The following is a 21631-nucleotide window of genomic DNA, read 5'->3' on the forward strand; positions in this document are numbered from 1 at the left end:
CAAGTAAGCGGCTAATGATTATCTCTCGATTATCTTTATTACATCATTAATATCTCTACAATTTCTTGCAGCTCTTGTATCTATATTTCTAACTAATATCGCCTGTATCCCTACTGCTTCTGCTCCCCGGTAATCAGCTTCAAAATTATCACCAATCATCCAAACAATTTCAGGATTTCCCGTCTCACGTAAAACATATTTAAATATTAGGGGATTGGGCTTTTCATAACCGACAAGAGCTGAGTTAAAAAAGTAATTCATATAATCCATCACTCCAAGTGTTTGCACTATTTTACTAAGTTCAGGAATGTGATTGGATACGATCGCATGTCTCCACCCAAGATCGGATAGTCTTTCTAAAGTTACCAATGTATCATCATATACTGTCCAACAACTCGTATCTATGAAACGCTCCTTTGCATTCACTGCAAGCTTTTTTGCATCAGCCTCTGCTATTCCATAATGAACATACCCTTGAAAAAATTTATATAAGATGGGTTCCCACCATTCCTCAGAACTTTTAATGTGAGTATATGATTTTTCGGGATGATGCCACGGGAATCCGCTTTTCAAGAAATCACGGAAATCCGGGGCTTTTAGATTTGTAGTAGGGTCGTATTCCTTCAAAGCTTCTAACATCGATGCTCCCCACATCCCGCCTTGGCGATAACCTAATGTACCATCAAAATCCCACAGTAAAACTTTGCTCAAAGAACCACCCGCCTTATCGACCAACCGACGAAAATGTCTGAATTGGTCCATCCCAATGCGCTTCACGTATCTCCGAATAATTTCCATTTGTATATCTAGCAATCGTTTTTCTCCAAAAAGCTTGAGCAGGTATATTTGTTTCAATCTGTCCAACCTTCCACAAACCCGGGAACTTATTAAATAGCTCGTGTGCAACAAGTTGCCCGACTTTCAAGTTTCTGTATTTTTTCATGACAAAAAATTCTGCCATCGAATACACGGTCTGATTAAACTCATCCGTTCCCACATCTCTTACAAGTGCAAAACCAGCTAGCTTTTCATCAACTTTAATAAAGAAAGGAAATCTTCCGTCTTCTGTCCAGTAGTGATCTAAATATTTGTATTCATATAATCCATTTGCATTTAAATCATCTTCTGGATCAAACTCGCTAGAATCATATTGATAAAGTTCTAGTAGATTTCGTAATATCGATTTTTGTTCATATTCAACTTGTTGGATTGCAATCATATCGTTTTCTCCTTAGTAAAATTCTTTTTTACTGTCTGAATCTTTCCTTAACCGAAAGGTATCAAAAAGCCTACCCTCTTCGTCAATTGCACGCATTTCCAAATGGTCCGAAGTCACGACAACCTGAACAAAATGTGGCACGGCCAACGATTGAGATGTATGCCAATCTCGCTTCGGAAGCAGCCATTGAGGCATAGCGCCTGCTCCGCCAGCCACGATATAGACAATACCCTCGTCAAAATCGATCTTGCCCGCACGTAACGGATGACTGCGTTCATATACAATCGTATGTGAGTTAAACACGAGATCCACTCCATACTGTTCCAAGATGGGGCATAGTTGTCGCAAGTCCTCCACCTGATAACCGCCTGATACATAGGGTGGATAATGAAAGAACACCATTTTCCATTTTGCAGAAGTAGATTTCAAATCGTCGATCAAGAAATCATATTGCGTATTCCCTGGACTCATCTCACCTGTACTGTGTGGATAATTTTCGAACTTAATGAAATCAGTACTGTCTAAGCAGAGAAAATGAACATCTCCATAATCAAATGAATAGTAATTTTTAGGGGGAGCAAAAGCAAAAAAATCATAATACCATGAAGCATTATTTTCGTGGTTACCCAAGCAGCTATAAAACGGCGTATTCACCATAAATTCCTTACCAGGACCAAAGAAATACTTCTCCCAGTCTTCATAATTCTCGCCATCATTCACAACATCACCGACGAATAAGGTGAAATCCGGGCGATATCTTTGCATTTGATGAAAGATGTTTTTATTAATTTGACCATTTGACGGATCAAAGCCGCTATATCCTCCCGTTTCGCTAGTCACAGTAAAAGAAAAGGGTTCTCCCTTCTTCACTGCCGTCTTGAGTGGATACGGTCCGGATTCAACTTCACCTTGCTCATTCTCTGAGTAAATCTTATAAAAATATATCGTACTAGCGTCCAAATCTCTCACCGTAAGTTGATGAATCGTCGAATATCCTTCTTGGGAATAGGTTGAATGTATTTGATCCGGTTTCTTGTAATTCCCTTGATACCCACTATGTATTCGCTCTGCTACCAATACTTGCACTTTTGAAGAAGCTGGCTCCGAAGTCTCCCACATGATCGTCATCGAATCCGTCGTGGGCCATTGCAAGTAGGGCCCCTTCACGATCGTAAGCATATTCCCATCCCTCACTTTCGTTCATTGATTTGATTTTGCTTTCCGCTTCAACTTTTGAATTTGTGTAGCCCATCTAAGACGAACTTACCTTATCTTTTAGATCTATATAAGCTTCACTCAACCATGGATGAACCACTTTTAAAGTATCTTTCCGTTCCCACAGGTAATTGATATATGCAAATGCGCCGCGGACTAATGATTTATTTATATTTATATTTCTGTTGAGTTCTTCAAGATACGGAGGTTCGCCTGACTGATCCCAAGCAATCTTATCTGCTACAAATAGCACTTGATCAAGTAATGTAGCGTTTGATCTTAATGTCGTATGGCAGCCGATCGCGTCTAAAATTTCAGGATCTTCTATGTTAAAAATATCTCTAGCCATCACTTTTGATATTTTTTGGTGAATGATCATCGGAAATAACTCTTCCTCATGTAATATATCGATCTTTAATTTTCTTGATATATCTATTCTTACATGACTAGGATAAACAGCGCTAATATCATGTAACCAACCTGCAATTTCTGCCGCATCCGGATTGGCATCGAACATGAATGCGATTCTTCTCGCTTCCGTTCCAACGTTCATACAATGTTCTGCCGTTTGGGGACAGTTATTTGCTTTTAAAAATAATCGGATATTGCTCTGAAGGTCACTCGAAAATTCAATGTGTTTAGTAAGGTCTTCAAAAATAGGATGCATCTTTGATCACTCTCACTTTTTTATATTGATTATTTCAACTAACGTTGTTATATTCCCGATCCCTTAGGGGGTAAGAGAACGCAAAGACTGAGTAGCTCGGCTACGTAGCTCATAGGGGTGTCTGCCTGACTGAATCAAACCTCAATAAGGTTCTTAAAAAAGTCCTCATACGTCGTCAAATACATATCTGCTCCTGGTGTATTATTCTGAAACAAACATGTTTTGATCCCGATGACCTTAGCTGGCATGATATCAATTTCACGATCTCCAATGACTAGATCTACTCCATATTTGTTATGTAGATATATATATGATGACGGATCAGGTTTCTTTGGATACCCATCGTCACCCGCAACTATTTCTTTGAAATATTTCATCCAACCATAATAATCTAGAATATACACAACTTCTTTACGAGGTTTATGCGTCATGATTACATTTATATCTGAGAACTTTAATATATTCTCGACATATGGAAATGGCGGTGTATTCGCAGGATGTAAATCTTGTTCTTTTGCAAGTATTCTCTGAACTTGTTCTTCATCTATACCAAAATGTTTTACCGCATGTGTGAAAGAAATTTTTAAGTGAGATAAGATTTCTTCTTTAGATACTCTACTACCCAAAACTTCATATAAAATATCCGTATACGCTGGATATGTATTAAACAACGTGCCATCAAAATCCCATAATATATTCAAATATCATTTCACTCCCTATATCGTTACATCTCATTATTTTCATTTAGCAATAGTTTTGTTACACTTCAATCTCTAAAAATTCCGCTTGATTCTTTCTAATATATAAATTCATCTGATTAATCGTCATCGGTGCCATGGATTGGTAATCATTGAAGAGCTTACTTACGGATTCATGTAGACTGGGGTCTTGCTCTAGATCTGAAATCGTTATTTCATTCCATATCCCATTAGTTCCTTTATTCTTTTGTTCTATTAATATTTCCAAGTGTTCAAGTACATTTAATAACTCCTGATCTTTGAAAAAAAGTACGCCTCTCTTTACTCCATCCCAAGCTTTTATTTCATTCATATAGAAAGCTGCATACCAATAAAAGTCGAAAATCGAATGTACATGATTGTGGAAAGCATAAAACATATATAATGATCTTTGTCCTTCATTTAATTGAGCATACAGATTTGCCTTTATTTCTAAATTCTTGCCTCGAACGCTGAGTAACATGGGTTCAATACATAACCAGCTAAGGTTTTCTTTTAACAAATCTTCTTGCTTCAATTTAGTAAGCATTGAATTCTCCTCTCATTTTCACTTGCAAGGATTTCTCTTAACGTCTCAGAAGTCTTCCGTCCTAATGCGTCAATTTAGTTCATTCTTTAGATTTTCAATACTTCGTTTCGCTCGATTATTTAATGATTTTTTATCCTTTAAGTTGTATTGCTCCAATTCATGACCTGGATCAATAATAAGCGGCTTATTCATGATCTCATTTAGAATAATATATGTTGTTTTATATGCTTCAATCAAAAGTTCTTCCGGTATATGTTTTTTGGTTTTTTTAATGATATCAATCATCTTTTCGGCAAACATGAGCTTAACAATGCTGTCAGAACTCATCACATTTCTTGAAGCAAAAGACTCAATATTCTTCAGAATACTGGCGTCTGGATAATGATCTGCTATTAAATCTAGATGCTCGACGGCGTTCCAATCTCTAATTGATAATTCTCGAGTATATTGATCAATCATTTCCTTAAACCATTCAATTTCCATGTCTTTCGGAATGTTATATTCCCTATATTCTTCTAAATCGCCTTCACGATACATATGCAGCGTACTTCCATGATATGAAGTAAATAATTCCTTGGCTCTTAATAACTGATTATCCATGCTACCACGCTCTTATTCTTTTTATATTTGGAAGATTTACTATAAAGCGTTCACGCTCAAAATGTAGGCCCAATGTCTGTCATTATTTAAATCCATATCAATTCATTTCTGCTTTGATACATCTTTTCCTGTATGTTATTATATATTATTTTTTCGGATTGCATCCTGCATTCCTGTCAAAAACGTCTAACCTCTTAGAATTCCTCACAAATGAGTATTTGATTGTTTATTATTCTCAACATTTCTTTCCTTATAACCCCACTTTCTTTATCGTTTTCTTCCTTATACACACATAAAAATCAGCTGGCCTTTTCAAAAAAAAGCCCTTCCCAAGCTGTAACGGCTAAGGAAGAGCATTTTTCAATTTATGCACTTTTACTAAAAGTTACCCTATTCTGTAACCGGATCATCAATTTCTAACAGCCGGTTCGCGGTAAGTAATCCGTTTCCCCGTTCTCGAAGATTCATAAATGTCCATAACCAGCTTGAAAGCTTTGTACCCTTCAGGTCCGTTAAGCCAAAAAAGCCGACCTTCCCTGACATGAACGTAAAAATCTTCGATTTGTGCGCCGTGGCTTAAACCCCAGTACGATTTCGCGTCGAGGTGGCTCGCCGTCGGCTCGGAAAGCAGGGATAAAGTCCCGTCCTGCTCCAAATAAAGATGTTCCCCTTTAAGCTGAATCATGCCCTTTTCAAAAATCAATTCCAGCTCTACCGGTGAGTTGGTCTTATAGGAATTCGTCGCATAAAAAATCCCCGTTGCTCCACTCTGGAACTCCAAATGCGCATGGGCCGTATCCTCAACCTCAATTACACCTTCAAGTGAGTCTGTAGAAATGCTACCTTTGATACTGGCGACCTCGCCACCGAGCCACTGCATCAAATCCAACGTATGAATCGCTTGGTTGATCAGCACGCCGCCGCCTTCGGTCGCCCATTTGCCTTTCCATTCCGTTTCGTAATAATCGGGGTCGCGGAACCAGGTGACCATCCCTTTCAAGCATATCAAACGACCCAGTTCTCCCGAATCGACGTATTTCTTCATCATGACGGATGCCGGGTTATACCGGTTCTGGAATATCACGCCGAGTTGGACATCCGGGTGAGTCTCTGCCGCTTCCAGCATGATTCGCGCCGCCGCGTCGGATTCGGCCATCGGCTTCTCTGTCAGTACATGCTTGCCTGCTTTAAGCGCATCCACTGCCATTGGAGCATGCAAATAATGACCCGTGCAAATATGTACTACTTCGATATCCTCACGCTGCAGCACTTCATGGTAGTCCGTATAAGCTGTACAGCCATACAGCTGTGCCGACTTCTCAGCCAAACTTTTGTCGATGTCAACAACCGCGAGCAGTTTTGCTGATTCGATCTTTGAAATAGCCTGTAAATGTACACCGGAAATCGAACCGCATCCGATTACCGCAATACCAATCGGTTCCATAGTTTCACCTGGTTTCTTATAGATTTTATTTTTTCAGCGTCTTGTTAAAGGCATTCATATTTCGTGAACGGATCGTCGATCAACATACGATGAGGTTCGGCATCGCATACGCCTGCGTATAGTCATTTGGATCATGGAACTGGCATGAAATATTCAAACCGCGTACTTCAATTTTTTTTGACCGTAATTGTTTTTTGTTCATTCCGTATTTTTTTGGTTTCCAGTGATATCTTTATGCAATTGTCATCTGCATTCCCAGTATTCACCACGCCTTGAAATGTGCTTGACTAAACAACCTACCGTTTCCGGTAAATGTAAATTTTGAGAATCGGCATTTTCTTTCATAAATACGGAATATGATTCTGAAAAAGTCTCCTTAAAGTAAAAAAGGTATAATACCTTATACTATAGGGAAATTATACCTTTTTTCACTATGTAATAATAGTATCTAATTCATTTAGGTGGTTACTATGATCAAAATCAACGTTAATGTTTTTAAGTCCATTTATGGCGATATATGATTTAGTCGTTCCAAAGTAAGTCTCTGGGCTATTGAATACGAACCTTGCGCAACCAATCGTTTTATTGATGCGTGTTGACCGCTTTGTGGTTGGGTAGATTCGGAGCTTATAGGCTTTACTCACGACTGAAGTCACGAGTTTGCGAAAACTGCTTATCAACTTTCATCCATTGCTTTTCGAATGTCATAATCATCGATATCGATATCTAAATTCATTCCCAGTGCCAACTTTGCAAGTTGACTCCCTATAAAAGGGCCCATCGTTAAACCGGACGCTCCGAGCCCATTTGCCGCTATAAGACCCTCCCAGTCAGGAACAGCACCGATCACCGGCAGAAAACCGGGTGTAAATGGGCGGAAACCAACTCTTACTTCTTGAAAAGTGCTATCTGCTAAACCAGGTGCCAAGGCTAGCCCTTTATTCAAAATCTCCTGCATTCCGCCTGCTGTTATCCTTGTATCGTAGCCTTCGATTTCGTTTTCGTGGGTCGCTCCTATAACAATCTTTTGCTTATCGAATGCGAGCAGGTATTGATCCGAAGGCGGCATGATGACAGGCCAGGTGCCTGTATCTTGTCGATCATGAACCTGTAAATGCATGATTTGTGCTTTTTGAAAACTTACGTTAAAGTGAATGCCTAAAGGCTGCAGCAGTTGACCTGCCCAAGCCCCTGCACAAACAATAGTTTTGTCAGCCGAGAAGGTGTCACTGCCTATAGTTACTCCTGTTACGCGGTTCGACTGATACATAAGCGAAGCATCCCCCTGGATAAGGATGGCTCCATTTCTCTGTGCTGACCGGACCAATGCATCACGCAGCGCGCGGCCATCTATACGGGCGGCACCGCTAATTCGAACAGATTGATAACCTTCTTCTAGCAAGGGGAAAAGCTCATGGGTTTCTTTTTCATGAAGGCGGGTAATTTCTCCGATTTCCGGTGCATCCGCTTTTCGCAGTTGTGCCCGCTCCTCCATCTTTCTGATTCTCTCCAAATCATGGTGAATACTAAGTGCTCCAACTTGAGCATAACCTGTTTCGGTTTCTCCTTCCCTTTGAAGTTCTTCAATTAACCCGGGGTAAAAACGTGCGCCAGCCTTAGCGAGCCGGTACCATGCCTGATTGCGCCGTTGTGACAGCCAGGGGCAGATAATGCCGGCAGCGGCATCTGTAGCCTGTCCTTTATCTTTACGGTCTATTATAAGAACATCCGCTCCCATTTTTGCTAACTGATATGCTGTCGATGCCCCAAGAATTCCTGATCCAATGACGATTAATTTCTTCATGACTACACCCCTTTCTTAATCTCTGTACCTAATTATAGCGAACACAGCATGAATTTATAGTATTTACTTGTTACAGACAGCGGGAACCGCATGAAAATAAAAAAAGCCCTTAGAATCAGGCTTTTTTGGACTTAATAATGGGATCATAAGATAAATTAAATAGTGCGCTCTATTTTTTGACAGCCGTTTTAGCCAGTTTGATCAGATCATCCTTCGTCGACGGATTTCCCGGATTGGTTGTGATGGCAAATGCTTTGTCATTTTCGATCCAGGAAAGCGTGGTTGATATAAATTCCGCTGAAATTTTTGGATTTTTCTTTTTCATTTCCTCAGCGGTAAGATAGGTATATCCTTTTTGCTTGTTATCCTTCGCATCAAGTCGTGTGCTCTGCAATTGGATATAATTATCTCCGTTCTTGTATTTTAATGTAATCAAGTTCGTGGTTGTCCAGTTAATTTTTTTGGAATAAATCTGTTTCCCGAGCTTTTTGGCCTCAGCCTTCATTTCTTTCTGATAATTGCCGCTGTTTGGACCGATAATTTTCCCCTCCGCAAAGCTATAACCTTCAGGCAGGCCGTCTGGTTGTTTCGGTATCGGTTCTTTTAAAGTAGAGGCTTTAATCCAGTAATCCTCATATGTCGTGTATTCGGGGGAAATGTTCCCCATAGCGAAAGTTTCAAGACCTTTTCCTTTCGTCAATTCATTGCTGACATATACCATATAAGAATCATCCGGGTTTTCCTCTAGCAATTTGTTAATTCTGGCTATTTCCTCTTTCTCCAGTTGTTCCGCTTTATTCACAGCCTGCGGCTTCGCGGCTACCGTTTTTACAGACTTGGATGGGGCCGCCTCCGCAGCAAAATTCATGGAACCAAGCAGCAGTACACTGCTTAACGCAGCAATGGTTACTTTCACTCTTGTTTTCATTTATTACTTCTCCTCTCCTGGGTAGTGCTCATTTTATATAACAATATCAATCGAGGCATTTGTGACATGAATTAAATTATTTTCTTACGATCATCGATTCCGCGAGTTTAATCAGATCTTCTTTCGTCAACGGGTTGTCCGCATTGGATTTGTTAAATGCAAAAATGACCCGCATCGCCTGCGGATCATGGTCAAAAAAGAACCCTAATTCTTACTGCATGGGCTTGTGCACAAGAGCTATGACTGACTCAAAATTTTATTTTTTCACCGCTGCATTAAAAATTTCGATCATTTGTTCCTCTTCGAATATGCAAAGAGCCTTACTTAAATCCATCTTTAATTTCATTAATTTGTTTAATATGTCTTTGTTCATGCAAGTACAGTGATCTAACCCATTCAATTAATAACATCTCTTTAAAAACTGGGTGTATAAAATGTCTCTTACTCAGCACTGATGGGTCTTCTACTGTGTTTAATATTTCGTATAACTTCTCTCTTGAATTGTTTAGTTTTTCAATGATTTCTTGATATTCTAAAATTTCGTCAGTTGGTTTAGCAATGTCAGGAGCTTCTAACTTTTTACTTCTATCAAGTAGAAATTCTAATGGTTTATTCTCTATGAATGAATCTTCCTTGCTCTTTAATCCTTTCTTTATTGCTACGACATATAATTCTTCTGTCTTAATTAAGTGTTGACATACCTGGCTAATACTCCAACTGGATGGGTCTTTCCGTTTGTTTAGTTGATCTCCACTCAATCCATTAAGAATTCCTAGTAATTCGTCTCTTGTTTCTTTTAATTTTTGATTGATATCTTGAAGTTCCATGGAATCTCCCTTTCTTTAATTTTTTATGCGGTTATTTCCTATAACATCATTCATAAGCTTCATCCTCAATCCCTCTCTTAAGAAGAGTTCCTAGTCCTTGTCTACGGTAATCTGGATCAATCCATAAATTGAATATTTCTAAAAAGCGCCCATCAGCTTGAAATAAACTTCGATCCATTTCACTTATTTTTTAACCTTTTCTCTTAGCTCAGTTACTTCCTTGTGTATCATTGTATGTATGTAATTCTTAACTTAATATTCATTTGACCTCTTCTATGAAAGAATACTCTGATTTACTTTCAATATGACTGATATGTATTAATAGGTACTTAAAAAGGCCTGCGACAGCAGACCTTATTTATTCTGAATTAATCCAAATCCTATCCCTACAGGATCAACTAAATATGCTAAATAAAAATCATCAAATTCCATCTTATCTCTAACTATTTGAGCACCTAATTCTTTAGACTTACTTATTGCTTGTTCTATATCTTCTACTTCTATTTGAATTCTTGTTCCATGTGGATAATCGCTTGGTCCCATCGAAATACCGCCATCAATTCCTGGTTTATCATTATCACCTGTAGTTACAGGCTGATACCCCCAGTTTGGATCCGCAATCTTCCACCCAAAAACAGTTGAATAGAACTCTGCAGCACGTTTCGGATCTTGACTATTCATTTCGAATAAAACAACTCTACCCATACTATATTACCTCCCATAAATTGGATTACGTATCCTATATTAACGAATGTTTGTTCTTGTGTAAATGGTTTTTATTTGTTATATAATGTCCAAGCCTTCTTCGAGTTACTCTCACAATATGTTTATTTCCTATGATCTTCTTTTTCCCATTGAGTTAGTAATAACCAAACCGCAGTACACAAAGCGCTCAATACTCCAATAATGAAAATTTGTTTTACATAATCGAGTTGATATATAACCACAAATCCATTAACTGTTTGTTTATGATCTATCAATGAGAATATAGTGTGATAAGAGTATCCATGAATATTCTTCTCTGGTCCCCACACCTCATAGTGAGGCACAAGTAAAAGACCAAATACTATTAAAATGATAATATAAACTATAATCAAAATACTCTTTGCACTTATGGATTTATTCAGCATTTGCAGTTCCTTTCATGAATTTATGGAGTTTAGGTTTGCATCAATTCAAATCTTCTTTCTTAAATGCCAATAAATCATTTCGTCGTCTCTTAATAATTCCTTAAACTTCATTTTTTCTAATATTCTTGCGGAGTCGTTATTATTTATTAAACTTTTTGCAGTAATTGCTGTTACTTCAGGTTTTGAAAATGCCCAGTCAGTTAGGCTCTGGGCTGCTTCAATTCCATAGCCTTTCTTTCGTTCTTGCTCTATTAGTCCATAACCAATATCTATCTCGCCCTTCGAATTAGGTACCCCTTTAAATCCTGTATCACCAATGATAGTCATTCTATCTTTCTTGATTATCATCCACGACTCAAACCCTGTTGGTTCTTTTACCAAATCCAAATTTCTTAGTATCTTAGGAATAGTCTCAATCGCATCTTCATCAGGCCATCCTTCCCCTAAACAAAAGCCCATATTTAATAGTTCTTCAAAATCTCCATCTAAAATAGCGGTAGCTATCTTTCTTGTAAATGGTATCAAAAATAGTCTTTCTGTAGTAATTGGCTCTACGCTCATCTATAACAACATCCTTTTCCTCTGTGTTTTAATGTGTTTTAAAGATTAGTTACTTTTATTTGCAGGTCTTTCATATAACGTTTGTACATTCACGAATCCTCACCGACTTAAGGCCGTCAGGCTGGGCGCCATGCGCTTAGTCGGTGCAGGGTTGTCCGCTGAATTCACGTTGCCAAAATGCTTCTTGCGGACCAAGGAACTATCAGGGTCCGATGCGTGAATGTTTTGTTGTCTGTAATTACCGGCATCTCGAATTCACCTACATTTACCTTTATAATTTCAAGCAATAAAGAACTTCGTCGTCTACGATTTTACCTGTTTTTCCAAATCCAAATTCTTCATATAGTTTTTTTGCAGAATGGTTTTCTGGATCAAACGATAAGTATATTTCTGAGCATTCCTTGTTCTTACTCATCTCTTTAATGATTAGACTTAGTGCCTTTCTACCGAAACCTTGACGTTGAAATTTATAGTCAATCATAATACGGCATAATTCAAAACGATTATCCTCCTCTGAATATCCATACATTGTAAAACCCAACATTGTATCTTCACTATAAATCGCTTTTGTTATCCATCCTTTTTCTATCTTTGATTGTGCAATCGAAACTGCATTTGAAGCTACAAATTTCTCTACAAGGTAATGATTTTTATCAGGATCAGTCGTTAGAAAAATACATTCTAGCCAGTTAGTTTCATCTATGTCCTTTAATAAAACTTCCACGAGATCGCCTTCTTTCTAATGTTCTATCGGTAATTGCATATAACGTTGTTGTGTTCCTGAACCCGAGAGGCTTAAAGGAGCGAATGCGACTGAGTGGCTTCTTCACTTGTCCTCACAGGATTGTCTGCCTGATTACACTCCTTCAAAAACCCTCCGACAGACCAAGGTGCGGACGCGACGCAGCAGGAAAACGGTGTTATATGATGGAGATGCCTTCTTCGAGTTTGCATACACAGTGCACTTTAATATTAAATTTTTATTCAATTTCTTCTTTGATACATGTTTTCCATTGTGTTATTATATATTTAATAAAGACCAAGTGCGGCGAACACTTGGTCAGTACAATTGGCTTGGATGGTATATTCCCTTCTAAGTCTTATAGGAATAAAATCCCACCTTCGGCGGTTAACCTTTGGGTGGGATTTTACTTTTTCTTTTTGTTATTGCATCTTTTACTTCCATGGCTTCACCTCCCTTCGAAGGGAAACCATGCCCACCCAAGATTCAATTGTTATCTATATTTTACCTATCTTTCCATCTGCGCACAAGCGTTCTCATAAATTTATATTTGTTTATCTAATGATTTTAATATTCTGCATCTCTTTCATATAACTCTTTAATCCTAGATCCCCTGCCCCTATATCTTTTCACCCTCTACCTCGTCTCTATTACATAATTCTAACATTCGATCCAAACCTAGGAATTCCTCCCTCATCAACTCTAAAGGAGGGAAATCCTTTTACATCCCACTATTTCCAAGCACAAAAAAGAGACCTGCTCTTCACAATAGCGGTCCCTAATTATTTAATCTCATGAACTAATTATTTATTATCCCAGCTCTACATTCTCATAATGCTCTACCACAGGGAATGGATCGTAATAATGGTGCAAAAGCTTTTTCCACGCCTGATACTCCTCTGAGCCTCGAAACCCCTCGGTATGGTCCTCTAGTGTCTCCCACTGTACCAAGAGAATATATTTACTCTCTTCTTCAAGACATTTCTGCAGTTGATGCTGGATATACCCTTTCATCTGAGTAATGATCTTGGAAGCTTGTCTAAAGCTATCTTCAAATTCTTCAACAAGATGAGGTCTAACATGTAACATCGCAACTTCTAGGATCATCGGCTTCCCCTCCTACGATGTACTTCGATTCTGCGTGTCAAATCCCTTCTTTTTGCGATGACGAAGATAATCTGATTTCTCCCATGAAAGCAACTTACCCTCTTATTTTCCAATGTTCTCGATTAATGTTTTATTCCAGCACCCCGTTATTAGCGCCAGCAGCACAATCGACGATACCACCATTTTGATACCTTTATTTTTCAACGGACTCTTCAGGCAGAATATCTCCTTCGGTTGATGGACTCATTATTAGTTTCGGTTTAAAATGAGCGATCCATCTTGGTACGATCTCATAATCAGACGGGGATTGCATGGATGTTGTATATGGAGACATATACGGAATACCGAACGATCTCAAGCTGCAGAGGTGTGAAGTAATGATGATAAGCATCAGAATAATCCCATAGAAACCAAACGTTGCGGCACAGACCCACCCTATTCGTGCTATTAGCAGCATTTACTTTCTCGCTCGACTTATTAGGAGGATTCTCCGTGAAGCAATCGCTTCATAAATATGATCGGTACCTTCCGCGTCATGGATGCTTCGGAAATCATCATCTTGATCTTATTTACGACGCTTCTGGTTCTAGATTTAACCTCCTCTGTATGGAAGAAGTGGTTACCGAATCAACAATCTCAGAACAAGAATCAAGACCAGAATAATAATCAACAGACTACCCAACCACAGCAGGATTTGCTCTCGAACGCTTCGTCCACGAATCAGCAGAACATTCCCGAAAATCCATAATAGAAGATACCCGAACAGAGCGCATGCAGCGCGAAACCTTTCGATAGAATTCGGTGGACTTATAAATCCATAGAACCCGAAGATACAATAGATCAAAACGAACGTCCCAAGAACCCCAAGCAGTACATTCCATAGGACAAACCCTAAATTTTTTGCTCGTTTACTCATTTTCATCAACCTCCAGATTACGATTCAACGCTCCCTCCCTCAGAAATATTTCTCGGGAAAGCGCAGATTTCGAGTTCTATGGTGAAAATACGTCCTAACACGTCATAATTGCTCGAATTGTCTGATAACTCCGACCATTTGACTCCTATCTTCGAGTTTCCTTCTTATTACCGACCTTACTATCTAATGGCTTTATTTAGTCATAATATTCCGAGAAAGTCTGTTCAGATCCTTCTAACTTCTCCTCTTCACCGATTATGGTCATATTTGGCTTCATTTCACAGGTTCCTAGGGAGCTTGTGCAGTACGTTCATGATACAATGAACTTTCAAACCCATGTACGTGACAATTGCATATGGAAAAGGATGTGAATCAATGGATAGTTCATGGAAGAAAAATCTGTACGTCCTCTGGCTCGGCGTCTTTTTCTGTAGTACAGCATTCTCAATGTCTGTCCCATTTCTATCGCTCTTTATTAGCAGTGACTTGCATGTTACCTCTCATTTATCCCTCTGGTCAGGCCTTGCGTTCGGTATCACGTTTCTGGCAAGTGCTCTGATAGCACCATTCTGGGGATCCTTAGCTGATAAATACGGGCGTAAACCTATGCTCCTAAGATCTGGCTTTGCACTGTGTGCCATCTATATTCTGACCGCGTTCGTACAGAATCCATACCAGTTACTTGCCGTACGCGTCCTCTCAGGACTCTTGGCTGGGTATGTTCCTGCAGCCATCGCACTCGTGGGTACGAATACACCCGAGAAGAAAGTGGGCTACGCCCTTGGTATTATGTCTACGGCTAGCGCAGCTGGCAGCATCATAGGACCCATGATTGGCGGAACGATGAGCCGTTTTTTCGGGTATCGCGAGACCTTCTTGTTATCGGCGGTTGTGGTCTTGATCTCTGCGCTGATCGCTTGGGTCGGTATTAAAGAAGAGAAATTCAATCGCAACAACGCACGTTCCCATGTTCGAGATGATTTGAAGCAAGCGGTTAGCAATCGACCTTTCTTCAGCCAATTAATTACCGTCCTTATCGTCAGCGGATCTGTTATGGTACTTGAACCTCTTTTGACGCTATATGTCTTAGATATGGGTGTCTCGCATGGAGATGCGTCATTCAGTTCGGGCATCATCTTCTCCGCCGTGGGTGTTGCTACCGTCCTGGCCGCACCTCAATGGGGTAAGATCGGTGCGAAGTACGGATATCGCAAGACGCTCATGATTGGTCTGATTGGGGGCGGAATCGGGAATATCTTGCAGATATTCTTTCATAATTTGGTGGGCTTCGGTATATTACGTTTCGTGTATGGTTTATTCTTCGCAGCGGTATATCCGGCTCTGAATGCATTAATTGTTCAGTACACAACACCCGATTTCCGCGGTAGAGCGTTTAGTCTAAACCAATCTGCGAACCAGTTAGGTACGATGGTTGGTCCAATTGCCGGTGGTGCATTAGGTGGCGTGATATCTATTCCGTTCGTGTTCGTCTTGAACGGTATTCTATTGTTAATCACCGCAGTAATGATACGCATGCAAGACCGAAAACGTGCCCAACAATCGTTAAACAAGCTGGCTTAGCCCCTATTCTTACTTATGATATTAAAAGACGGAACAAACGCCTACGTTATCCCTTTAAGGACAACGTAGGCGTTTATTGTATTGTCCCAAATCTTAGTCTTGTTCTAGAGGCTTCCATCCTGCATAATAGGGTTATTGTTTTCAGTTAGGGAAATAAAGGGAGGTCATCTCATGAAATTACGGGTATCTGCCGTACAATATCATTTACACACCATTTCGAAATTTCAAGAATTTGCGGATCAAGTCGAACATTACGTGAAGACGGCTGAAGAATTCAACGCAGACTTTGTCCTCTTTCCTGAATTTATGACAACACAACTGATGTCGATTGGAAATGACAAAGGTGAAGCGTTATCTATTCAGGATTTGCCGGACTTTACGGATGCTTATTGCAGTCTCTTCACTTCACTTGCCAAAAAAACAGGGATGCATCTGATCGGCGGTACACACGTCATTCGCCGCAACAACAAGCTATATAACGTTGCACATCTCTTCTATCCAGACGGCCGCGTTGCTGAACAAGCGAAACTTCATATTACACCTACGGAAGTTACTGAATGGAATATGTCTGCTGGCGAAGGTGTCGAGGTGTTCGAGACGGATAAAGGAACCATCAGTCTATTAACCTGTTACGATATCGAATTCCCCGAGATCGTACGTATGGTTCGAGCGAAAGGCGCCGATGTGATCTTCTGTCCATCCTGTACCGACGATCGTCACGGGTTCCATCGTGTTCGTTATAGCTGTCATGCTCGTACGATTGAGAATCAAATGTATGTCGTCACCACAGGCACCATCGGTTCGCTGCCAACCGTTGATTTTATGCGCGCGAACTTCGGCCAAGCCGCAATCATTTCACCAAACGATATTCCGTTCCCACCGCGCGGCATCGTGGCTGAAGGTGAGCTGAACAGCGATATGATCATTACAGCGGATTTGGATCTATCTTTGCTGCACCAAGTACGTGAGAGCGGTTCCGTTACCACTTGGCGTGATCGGCGCACCGATCTTTATCCGGATTGGTAAGATTGACCTATGACAAACTATTGCAAAACCTTTTTTGTGTTCCTAGGTGATAAGCCGAAGCAAATCACCATTCGGAATTATACCAAGCAAGACATTCCGGCATTAATTGATATTCAACGGGAATGCTTCCCTCCTCCCTTTCCATCTGAATTGTGGTGGAATGAAGCACAATTACTTAACCATATTAATAACTTTCCTGAAGGTGCCCTCTGTGCAGAATATGACGGCCGTTTAATCGGATCGATGACGGGTCTGATCGTCGCTTTTGAATCGGAACATCCGCAACACACATGGGCCGAAATCACAGATCATGGTTATATTCGTAATCATAATCCACAAGGTGACTCGTTATACGTTGTTGATATCAGCGTACGTCCGACCTACCGCAAGTTCGGCATCGGCAAATGTCTCATGCAGTCCATGTATGAGACTGTCATACACTTACAGCTAGCCCGATTGCTCGGTGGAGGTCGGATGCCTGGTTACCACTTGCACGCGGAAAGACTAACGCCGGAACAGTACGTTGAACTCGTGATTCAGGGAGAGCTTCGTGATCCCGTCATTTCATTCTTATTACGCTGCGGACGTCTACCAGTTACGATCGTTCCAGAGTACCTAGAGGATGAAGAATCCTGCAATCATGCCTTGCTTATGGAATGGAAGAATCCCTTTATGCCATTAACAATTTGAGAGGAGCCCTGCTCACCATGGAATATATCCGTATTACATCCATTGAAGATCCACTGTTTACCCAAATGCATCAGCTTATGCAATCCATTTTCCCACCGGAAGAGGTGCTTGCTTTCGATTTATGGCGCGAGCCTTTGCAAGACCCTGACATTCGTGTTTTTGTCGCTGTCCATGAAGGTCAAGTGGTAGGTGCTACTGAATATCGTTACGTTCAGCCGCTGAATGTAGCCATGACAGATTTCACTATCATTGGTCAACCCGGTCTAGGGATCGGTCGCTTTTTATACAAACACCGCGAGCGCGATCTAGATCAGTTAGCTTCTGAAGCAGGTCAAGACATTCTTGGGATGTTCGCTGAGATTTATAATCCTTACCTAGTCGGTGAATTGGAATTCGGCGGTGTTGCGCCGATGAATCCGATCGTTCGTCGTGAGGTGTTATCCCATATCGGCTACCAACGCTTAGATTTCCCTTATGTTCACCCTTCATGGGGAAATGATGGAGAAGCCGTTGACGGCTTAGACTTCTCCTTCATGCCAAAGGATGAGGAGCTAACAGAACTGTCAGGACAGCTTATTGTGGATTTCTTGACTTGGTACTATCGCGTATTACCGAATAAACCCCAAGCATGGCTTGATATGATTAATACCTTACAACATACACCTACCGTGGCTTTACGCCCGCTATAATTCAAATTATTACACAAAAAACAGTTGGGCTTAGGCTCAGCTGCTTTTTTATTTCCCATTTATTCCGAATAATTATTCGTAGCGCTGTCCCTGGCAAAAAAATCCTTCTCCCAGATAAAATCCACGCCTGCATCCTTCGCCGCCGCTTCGTCCTCCGGCCGATCTCCCACATAGACAACGCCTTCGGCAGCAGCTTCAGGATAGTTCGCGATATGATCGCGGATCATCTGACCAGACGGTTTGCGACGTGCGATGGCTTCCTGCTTACGATAGCGGTAGATTTTAGCTTTAGGATGCCCAAAACTAACTTGAACGGGAGTGTCATGCGGAAGGTCTAATGCTTCGAGCACGCACTGAATTCTTTGCAGTACTTCCTTCTCTGTCACATGACCGAATGCGACGCCCGCCTGATTCGTCACGATCCCAATCACATGACCTTCACTTCGCAGCGCAGTAATCATCTCTTCACGGTGCGGCAATACGGACCACGAATCATAGTCTCGATCCGGATTATCCATGTATGACGTGATTAATGTTCCATCTAAATCAAAAAGAATAAGCATCGTTCATTCCTTCCCCCCGTTTTACTTCTTTATTCCAACGCGGTAAAATTCCCGCTTCAAGTCCATACTAACAACCGACAAGCTTGTACGCAATTCGTTCAAGGAGGTTGATGATAACATGCATACAGTATGGAAAGGTGCCATAAGCTTTGGCCTTGTGAACGTCCCTGTGAAGATGTTCTCAGCCACGGAAGACAAGGATATCTCGATGAAATACATTCATAAGAAGTGCAATACGCCCTTATCCTATGTTAGAAAATGCAAAACATGCGATGCTGAAGTCGAATGGGAAGATATTACTCGGGGATATGAGTACGAGCCGGGTAAATTTGTTGTGTTTGAGAAGGAAGAACTTGAGAAGCTGTCAGGTGAAATTACCAAAGAAATCAAAATCCTTGATTTCGTGCATCTCAACGATATCGACCCCATTTATTTTCAGAAAACGTACTATTTATCGCCGATTGAGACAGGTGCGCATGCCTACAACTTGCTGCTTGAATCCATGAAACAATCCGAAAAAATCGGGATATCTCAGGTATCCATCCGTTCTAAAAGCAGTCTTGCCGCGATTCGCGTGATTGATAACTGCATTGCCATGGAGACGATCTTCTATCCCGATGAGATTCGTCCCGTAAGCCAAGTTCCCAACTTACCACAGTCGCCTTTTAGCGTGGATGAGAAAGAATTAACGATGGCCAAAATGCTCATCGACCAGCTCACGACACCTTTCGAACCCGAGAAATATAAAGATACGTACCGCACTGCGTTACTTGAGGCCATCGAGCATAAGATCGCAGGAGAGGAAATCAATGTCGCGCCGGCGGCGCAGAAGACGAATGTTATCGACCTCATGTCCGCATTGCAAGCAAGCTTAGACGTGGTCAAACCGATCGTCGCCGCTGACAGTGGTACGAAGCCGACCAAGCCAACAACACCGAAACCTCGCGGTCGTAAAAAAGCCAAAGAAACAGCTTCCTAACAGGCTTAAGTACAAGGTAAATCAAGGGGCTGTTCATCAGCTCCTTGAATTTATGATAAAGAATTCGTTTTTTTATGTGCATATGAGAAAAACCGTCAAGGATAATCACTCGACGGTTCTTTATTGTGTAAACCTATACGTTGGTCGATAGGAGAGGTGAGTTGGTGTTTCAAATCAACTGTTGTAGAAATCTGGGAGCAAATGCGGACATGAGAGACCTTATTCTTTGCTATACTCACAGATTAGCGGCTTTTGTGGACACAGGAGCCCTTATTCTATACTAATAATGAGTATATACCCTATTTATAGGAGAATAAGGGCTCCTGTGTCCGTTCAACCAGCATTTTGAATGCTTTTTGCATAAATAAGGGCTCCTGTGCAACTAGAATAAAAAGTGGACACGACGTTAAGGAACAAAAGATAATAAACTTAACGAAAGAAGAGGTGTCCAATTGTGGGGGAACAACGGCAAAGGTATAACGAAGAATTTAAAATGCAAACAGTGAAATACATTCAAGAGCAAACGAAGTCTCTATCCGAAATATGTGATGAACTTAGCATTCCGAAAAGCACCGTACACCAATGGATCGCGCAATATCGGCAATTCGATCAGGAAGCGGTCAATCATCCGGAGAAGATTAAACAACTCGAGCAAGTGCTAAAGAACAATGAGGAGGAGAACCGCCGTAAAGAGCGTGAAATTAATGAATTAAAAGAAGAGTTAGCCATTCTAAAAAAGGCGCTGCACATCTTCAGCAAAGAAAAGAACTAAGATTTCAATTTATTGAAGATCATCTCTCCGAGTTTCGCGTGGAGAAGATGTGCAGCGTACTACGCGTATCCAGGAGTGGTTATTACAAATGGCGTACGGCAGCGCCTTCTGAGCAGCTCCAACGAAAGGAGAAGCTCAAAAAGCGTATTATTTGGCACTTCCATGACTCCGAAGAACGCTATGGAAGCCCAAGAATTCATCGGGATCTTAAGAAGGAAGGCTGGACCGTATCGGAACGAACGGTTGGCCTCATTATGCGCGAAGAAGGGCTTCGTTCCTGTATGTCACGTAAATTCAGAATAAGCACGACAGATTCCAAACACGAACTACCTATCGCACCCAATGAGCTGCAACAAGATTTTTCAGCAACTAAGCCGAATGAAAAATGGGTGGCGGACATCACTTACATTCCTTGTCGCCAAGGAAAGCTGTATCTAGCCAGTATCTTGGATCTGTACACGAAACAGATCGTAGGATGGAAATTGGGCGACTATATGACAACAGATTTGGTTTTGGATGCGCTGAAGCAAGCCCATACAGCGAAAAGACCGGGAAAGGGACTAATCCACCACTCTGATCGCGGTTCGCAGTATGCGTCAAAAGATTACCGTGAACAACTTAAAAAGTACGATATGAAACCCAGTATGAGTCGGAAAGGAAACTGCTACGATAACGCTTGTATTGAGGCGTTTCACAGCATTTTGAAGCGCGAGTTGATCTACTGCAAACCAAAGTTTAAAACCAAGCAAGAAGCGCAAGAGAAACTATATCGATACTTAGAATTCTTTTATAACCGGAAACGCTCCAATAGCACGCTGGGATACATGTCGCCGGTTCGCTTCGAGCAGCTCTATTATGAGCGAAATTCAGCTTAATTTTGTGTCCACTTTATTGACAGAAGAGCA

General features: G+C 40.9%; 26 protein-coding genes and 1 pseudogene. 7 read left to right on the top strand and 20 right to left on the bottom strand.

The features are described from left to right. Positions 1-18: 18 nt before the first annotated feature. From BVG16_RS27415 to BVG16_RS32565, 19 genes and pseudogenes are all read right to left on the bottom strand, one after another. A complete protein-coding gene (locus BVG16_RS27415; protein ID WP_078502378.1) occupies positions 19-711 on the bottom strand; it encodes an HAD-IA family hydrolase in 693 nt (230 codons plus the stop codon). 13 nt (positions 712-724) lie between these two features. Further along, positions 725-1219: a GNAT family N-acetyltransferase gene (locus BVG16_RS27420; RefSeq protein ID WP_078502379.1), complete on the bottom strand. Its 495-nt coding sequence runs from the start codon at positions 1217-1219 to the stop codon at positions 725-727. Positions 1220-1231: 12 nt separating this feature from the next. Then, positions 1232-2398 carry a purple acid phosphatase family protein gene (locus BVG16_RS27425; protein ID WP_078502380.1) on the bottom strand — a complete coding sequence of 389 codons (1167 nt, stop codon included), beginning with the start codon at positions 2396-2398 and terminating at the stop codon, positions 1232-1234. A gap of 73 nt (positions 2399-2471) precedes the next feature. Beyond that, positions 2472-3101, bottom strand: a complete 630-nt coding sequence (gene yqeK / locus BVG16_RS27430) for a bis(5'-nucleosyl)-tetraphosphatase (symmetrical) YqeK (protein WP_078502381.1) — start codon at positions 3099-3101, stop codon at positions 2472-2474. Positions 3102-3235: 134 nt separating this feature from the next. Then, positions 3236-3802, bottom strand: coding sequence for an HAD-IA family hydrolase (locus BVG16_RS27435; protein ID WP_078502382.1), 567 nt, complete (start codon positions 3800-3802; stop codon positions 3236-3238). Between the two features lie 58 nt (positions 3803-3860). After that, positions 3861-4367: a hypothetical protein gene (locus tag BVG16_RS27440; protein ID WP_078502383.1), complete on the bottom strand. Its 507-nt coding sequence runs from the start codon at positions 4365-4367 to the stop codon at positions 3861-3863. Positions 4368-4436: 69 nt separating this feature from the next. Then, positions 4437-4967 (bottom strand): hypothetical protein, encoded by a 531-nt coding sequence (locus BVG16_RS27445; protein WP_078502384.1) that lies wholly within the window; start codon positions 4965-4967, stop codon positions 4437-4439. Between the two features lie 409 nt (positions 4968-5376). After that, positions 5377-6411, bottom strand: a complete 1035-nt coding sequence (locus tag BVG16_RS27450) for a Gfo/Idh/MocA family protein (RefSeq protein ID WP_078502385.1) — start codon at positions 6409-6411, stop codon at positions 5377-5379. Positions 6412-6962: 551 nt separating this feature from the next. Then, a pseudogene (locus tag BVG16_RS27455) lies at positions 6963-7067 on the bottom strand (helix-turn-helix domain-containing protein); the annotation flags it as partial. A 20-nt stretch (positions 7068-7087) separates the two neighbouring features. Beyond that, entirely contained in the window at positions 7088-8215 is a 1128-nt protein-coding gene (locus BVG16_RS27460) for an NAD(P)/FAD-dependent oxidoreductase (protein WP_078502386.1), read from the bottom strand. A 169-nt stretch (positions 8216-8384) separates the two neighbouring features. After that, positions 8385-9143, bottom strand: coding sequence for a hypothetical protein (locus BVG16_RS33210; RefSeq protein WP_078502387.1), 759 nt, complete (start codon positions 9141-9143; stop codon positions 8385-8387). 320 nt (positions 9144-9463) lie between these two features. Next, positions 9464-9970, bottom strand: a complete 507-nt coding sequence (locus BVG16_RS27470; protein ID WP_078502388.1) for a DinB family protein — start codon at positions 9968-9970, stop codon at positions 9464-9466. Between the two features lie 46 nt (positions 9971-10016). After that, on the bottom strand, positions 10017-10148 hold the full coding sequence (locus BVG16_RS34095; RefSeq protein ID WP_078502389.1) for a GNAT family N-acetyltransferase: 132 nt from the start codon (positions 10146-10148) through the stop codon (positions 10017-10019). Positions 10149-10324: 176 nt separating this feature from the next. Next, positions 10325-10675: a VOC family protein gene (locus tag BVG16_RS27480; RefSeq protein WP_078502390.1), complete on the bottom strand. Its 351-nt coding sequence runs from the start codon at positions 10673-10675 to the stop codon at positions 10325-10327. A gap of 470 nt (positions 10676-11145) precedes the next feature. After that, positions 11146-11661 (bottom strand): GNAT family N-acetyltransferase, encoded by a 516-nt coding sequence (locus tag BVG16_RS27490; protein ID WP_078502392.1) that lies wholly within the window; start codon positions 11659-11661, stop codon positions 11146-11148. Positions 11662-11932: 271 nt separating this feature from the next. Continuing rightward, on the bottom strand, positions 11933-12385 hold the full coding sequence (locus BVG16_RS27495; protein ID WP_078502393.1) for a GNAT family N-acetyltransferase: 453 nt from the start codon (positions 12383-12385) through the stop codon (positions 11933-11935). A gap of 828 nt (positions 12386-13213) precedes the next feature. Next, a complete protein-coding gene (locus tag BVG16_RS27500; protein WP_078502394.1) occupies positions 13214-13510 on the bottom strand; it encodes an antibiotic biosynthesis monooxygenase family protein in 297 nt (98 codons plus the stop codon). 193 nt (positions 13511-13703) lie between these two features. After that, the gene (locus tag BVG16_RS34100) at positions 13704-13967 is read right to left on the bottom strand and encodes a spore germination protein (RefSeq protein WP_078502395.1); all 264 of its coding nucleotides are present in this window, start codon (positions 13965-13967) and stop codon (positions 13704-13706) included. A gap of 162 nt (positions 13968-14129) precedes the next feature. Continuing rightward, entirely contained in the window at positions 14130-14426 is a 297-nt protein-coding gene (locus BVG16_RS32565) for a hypothetical protein (protein WP_144027507.1), read from the bottom strand. A gap of 375 nt (positions 14427-14801) precedes the next feature. Between BVG16_RS32565 and BVG16_RS27515 the strand changes: the two genes are divergently transcribed. The 4 genes from BVG16_RS27515 (at position 14802) to BVG16_RS27530 (ending at position 18412) form a co-directional block, all read left to right on the top strand. Then, the gene (locus tag BVG16_RS27515; RefSeq protein ID WP_078502397.1) at positions 14802-16007 is read left to right on the top strand and encodes an MFS transporter; all 1206 of its coding nucleotides are present in this window, start codon (positions 14802-14804) and stop codon (positions 16005-16007) included. Between the two features lie 171 nt (positions 16008-16178). Next, entirely contained in the window at positions 16179-17033 is an 855-nt protein-coding gene (locus BVG16_RS27520) for a carbon-nitrogen hydrolase family protein (protein ID WP_078502398.1), read from the top strand. Positions 17034-17042: 9 nt separating this feature from the next. Continuing rightward, positions 17043-17723, top strand: a complete 681-nt coding sequence (locus BVG16_RS27525) for a GNAT family N-acetyltransferase (RefSeq protein ID WP_078502399.1) — start codon at positions 17043-17045, stop codon at positions 17721-17723. Between the two features lie 17 nt (positions 17724-17740). Next, on the top strand, positions 17741-18412 hold the full coding sequence (locus tag BVG16_RS27530; RefSeq protein ID WP_078502400.1) for a GNAT family acetyltransferase: 672 nt from the start codon (positions 17741-17743) through the stop codon (positions 18410-18412). Positions 18413-18471: 59 nt separating this feature from the next. Here the strand turns inward: BVG16_RS27530 and BVG16_RS27535 are convergent, their stop codons facing one another. Continuing rightward, positions 18472-18975 carry an HAD-IIIA family hydrolase gene (locus BVG16_RS27535; RefSeq protein ID WP_078502401.1) on the bottom strand — a complete coding sequence of 168 codons (504 nt, stop codon included), beginning with the start codon at positions 18973-18975 and terminating at the stop codon, positions 18472-18474. 118 nt (positions 18976-19093) lie between these two features. On the opposite strand from BVG16_RS27535, the gene ku reads away from it, so the two are divergent. The 3 genes from ku to BVG16_RS27550 all read left to right on the top strand — a co-directional run bounded on the left by ku (position 19094) and on the right by BVG16_RS27550 (position 21601). Continuing rightward, the gene (gene ku, locus BVG16_RS27540) at positions 19094-19954 is read left to right on the top strand and encodes a non-homologous end joining protein Ku (RefSeq protein ID WP_078502402.1); all 861 of its coding nucleotides are present in this window, start codon (positions 19094-19096) and stop codon (positions 19952-19954) included. Between the two features lie 454 nt (positions 19955-20408). Beyond that, entirely contained in the window at positions 20409-20726 is a 318-nt protein-coding gene (locus tag BVG16_RS27545; RefSeq protein WP_078497227.1) for a transposase, read from the top strand. Between the two features lie 11 nt (positions 20727-20737). Next, positions 20738-21601, top strand: coding sequence for an IS3 family transposase (locus BVG16_RS27550; protein WP_233146885.1), 864 nt, complete (start codon positions 20738-20740; stop codon positions 21599-21601). Positions 21602-21631 lie beyond the last annotated feature (30 nt).

Source organism: Paenibacillus selenitireducens (assembly GCF_002021565.1).
Taxonomy (GTDB): domain Bacteria; phylum Bacillota; class Bacilli; order Paenibacillales; family Paenibacillaceae; genus Paenibacillus_K; species Paenibacillus_K selenitireducens.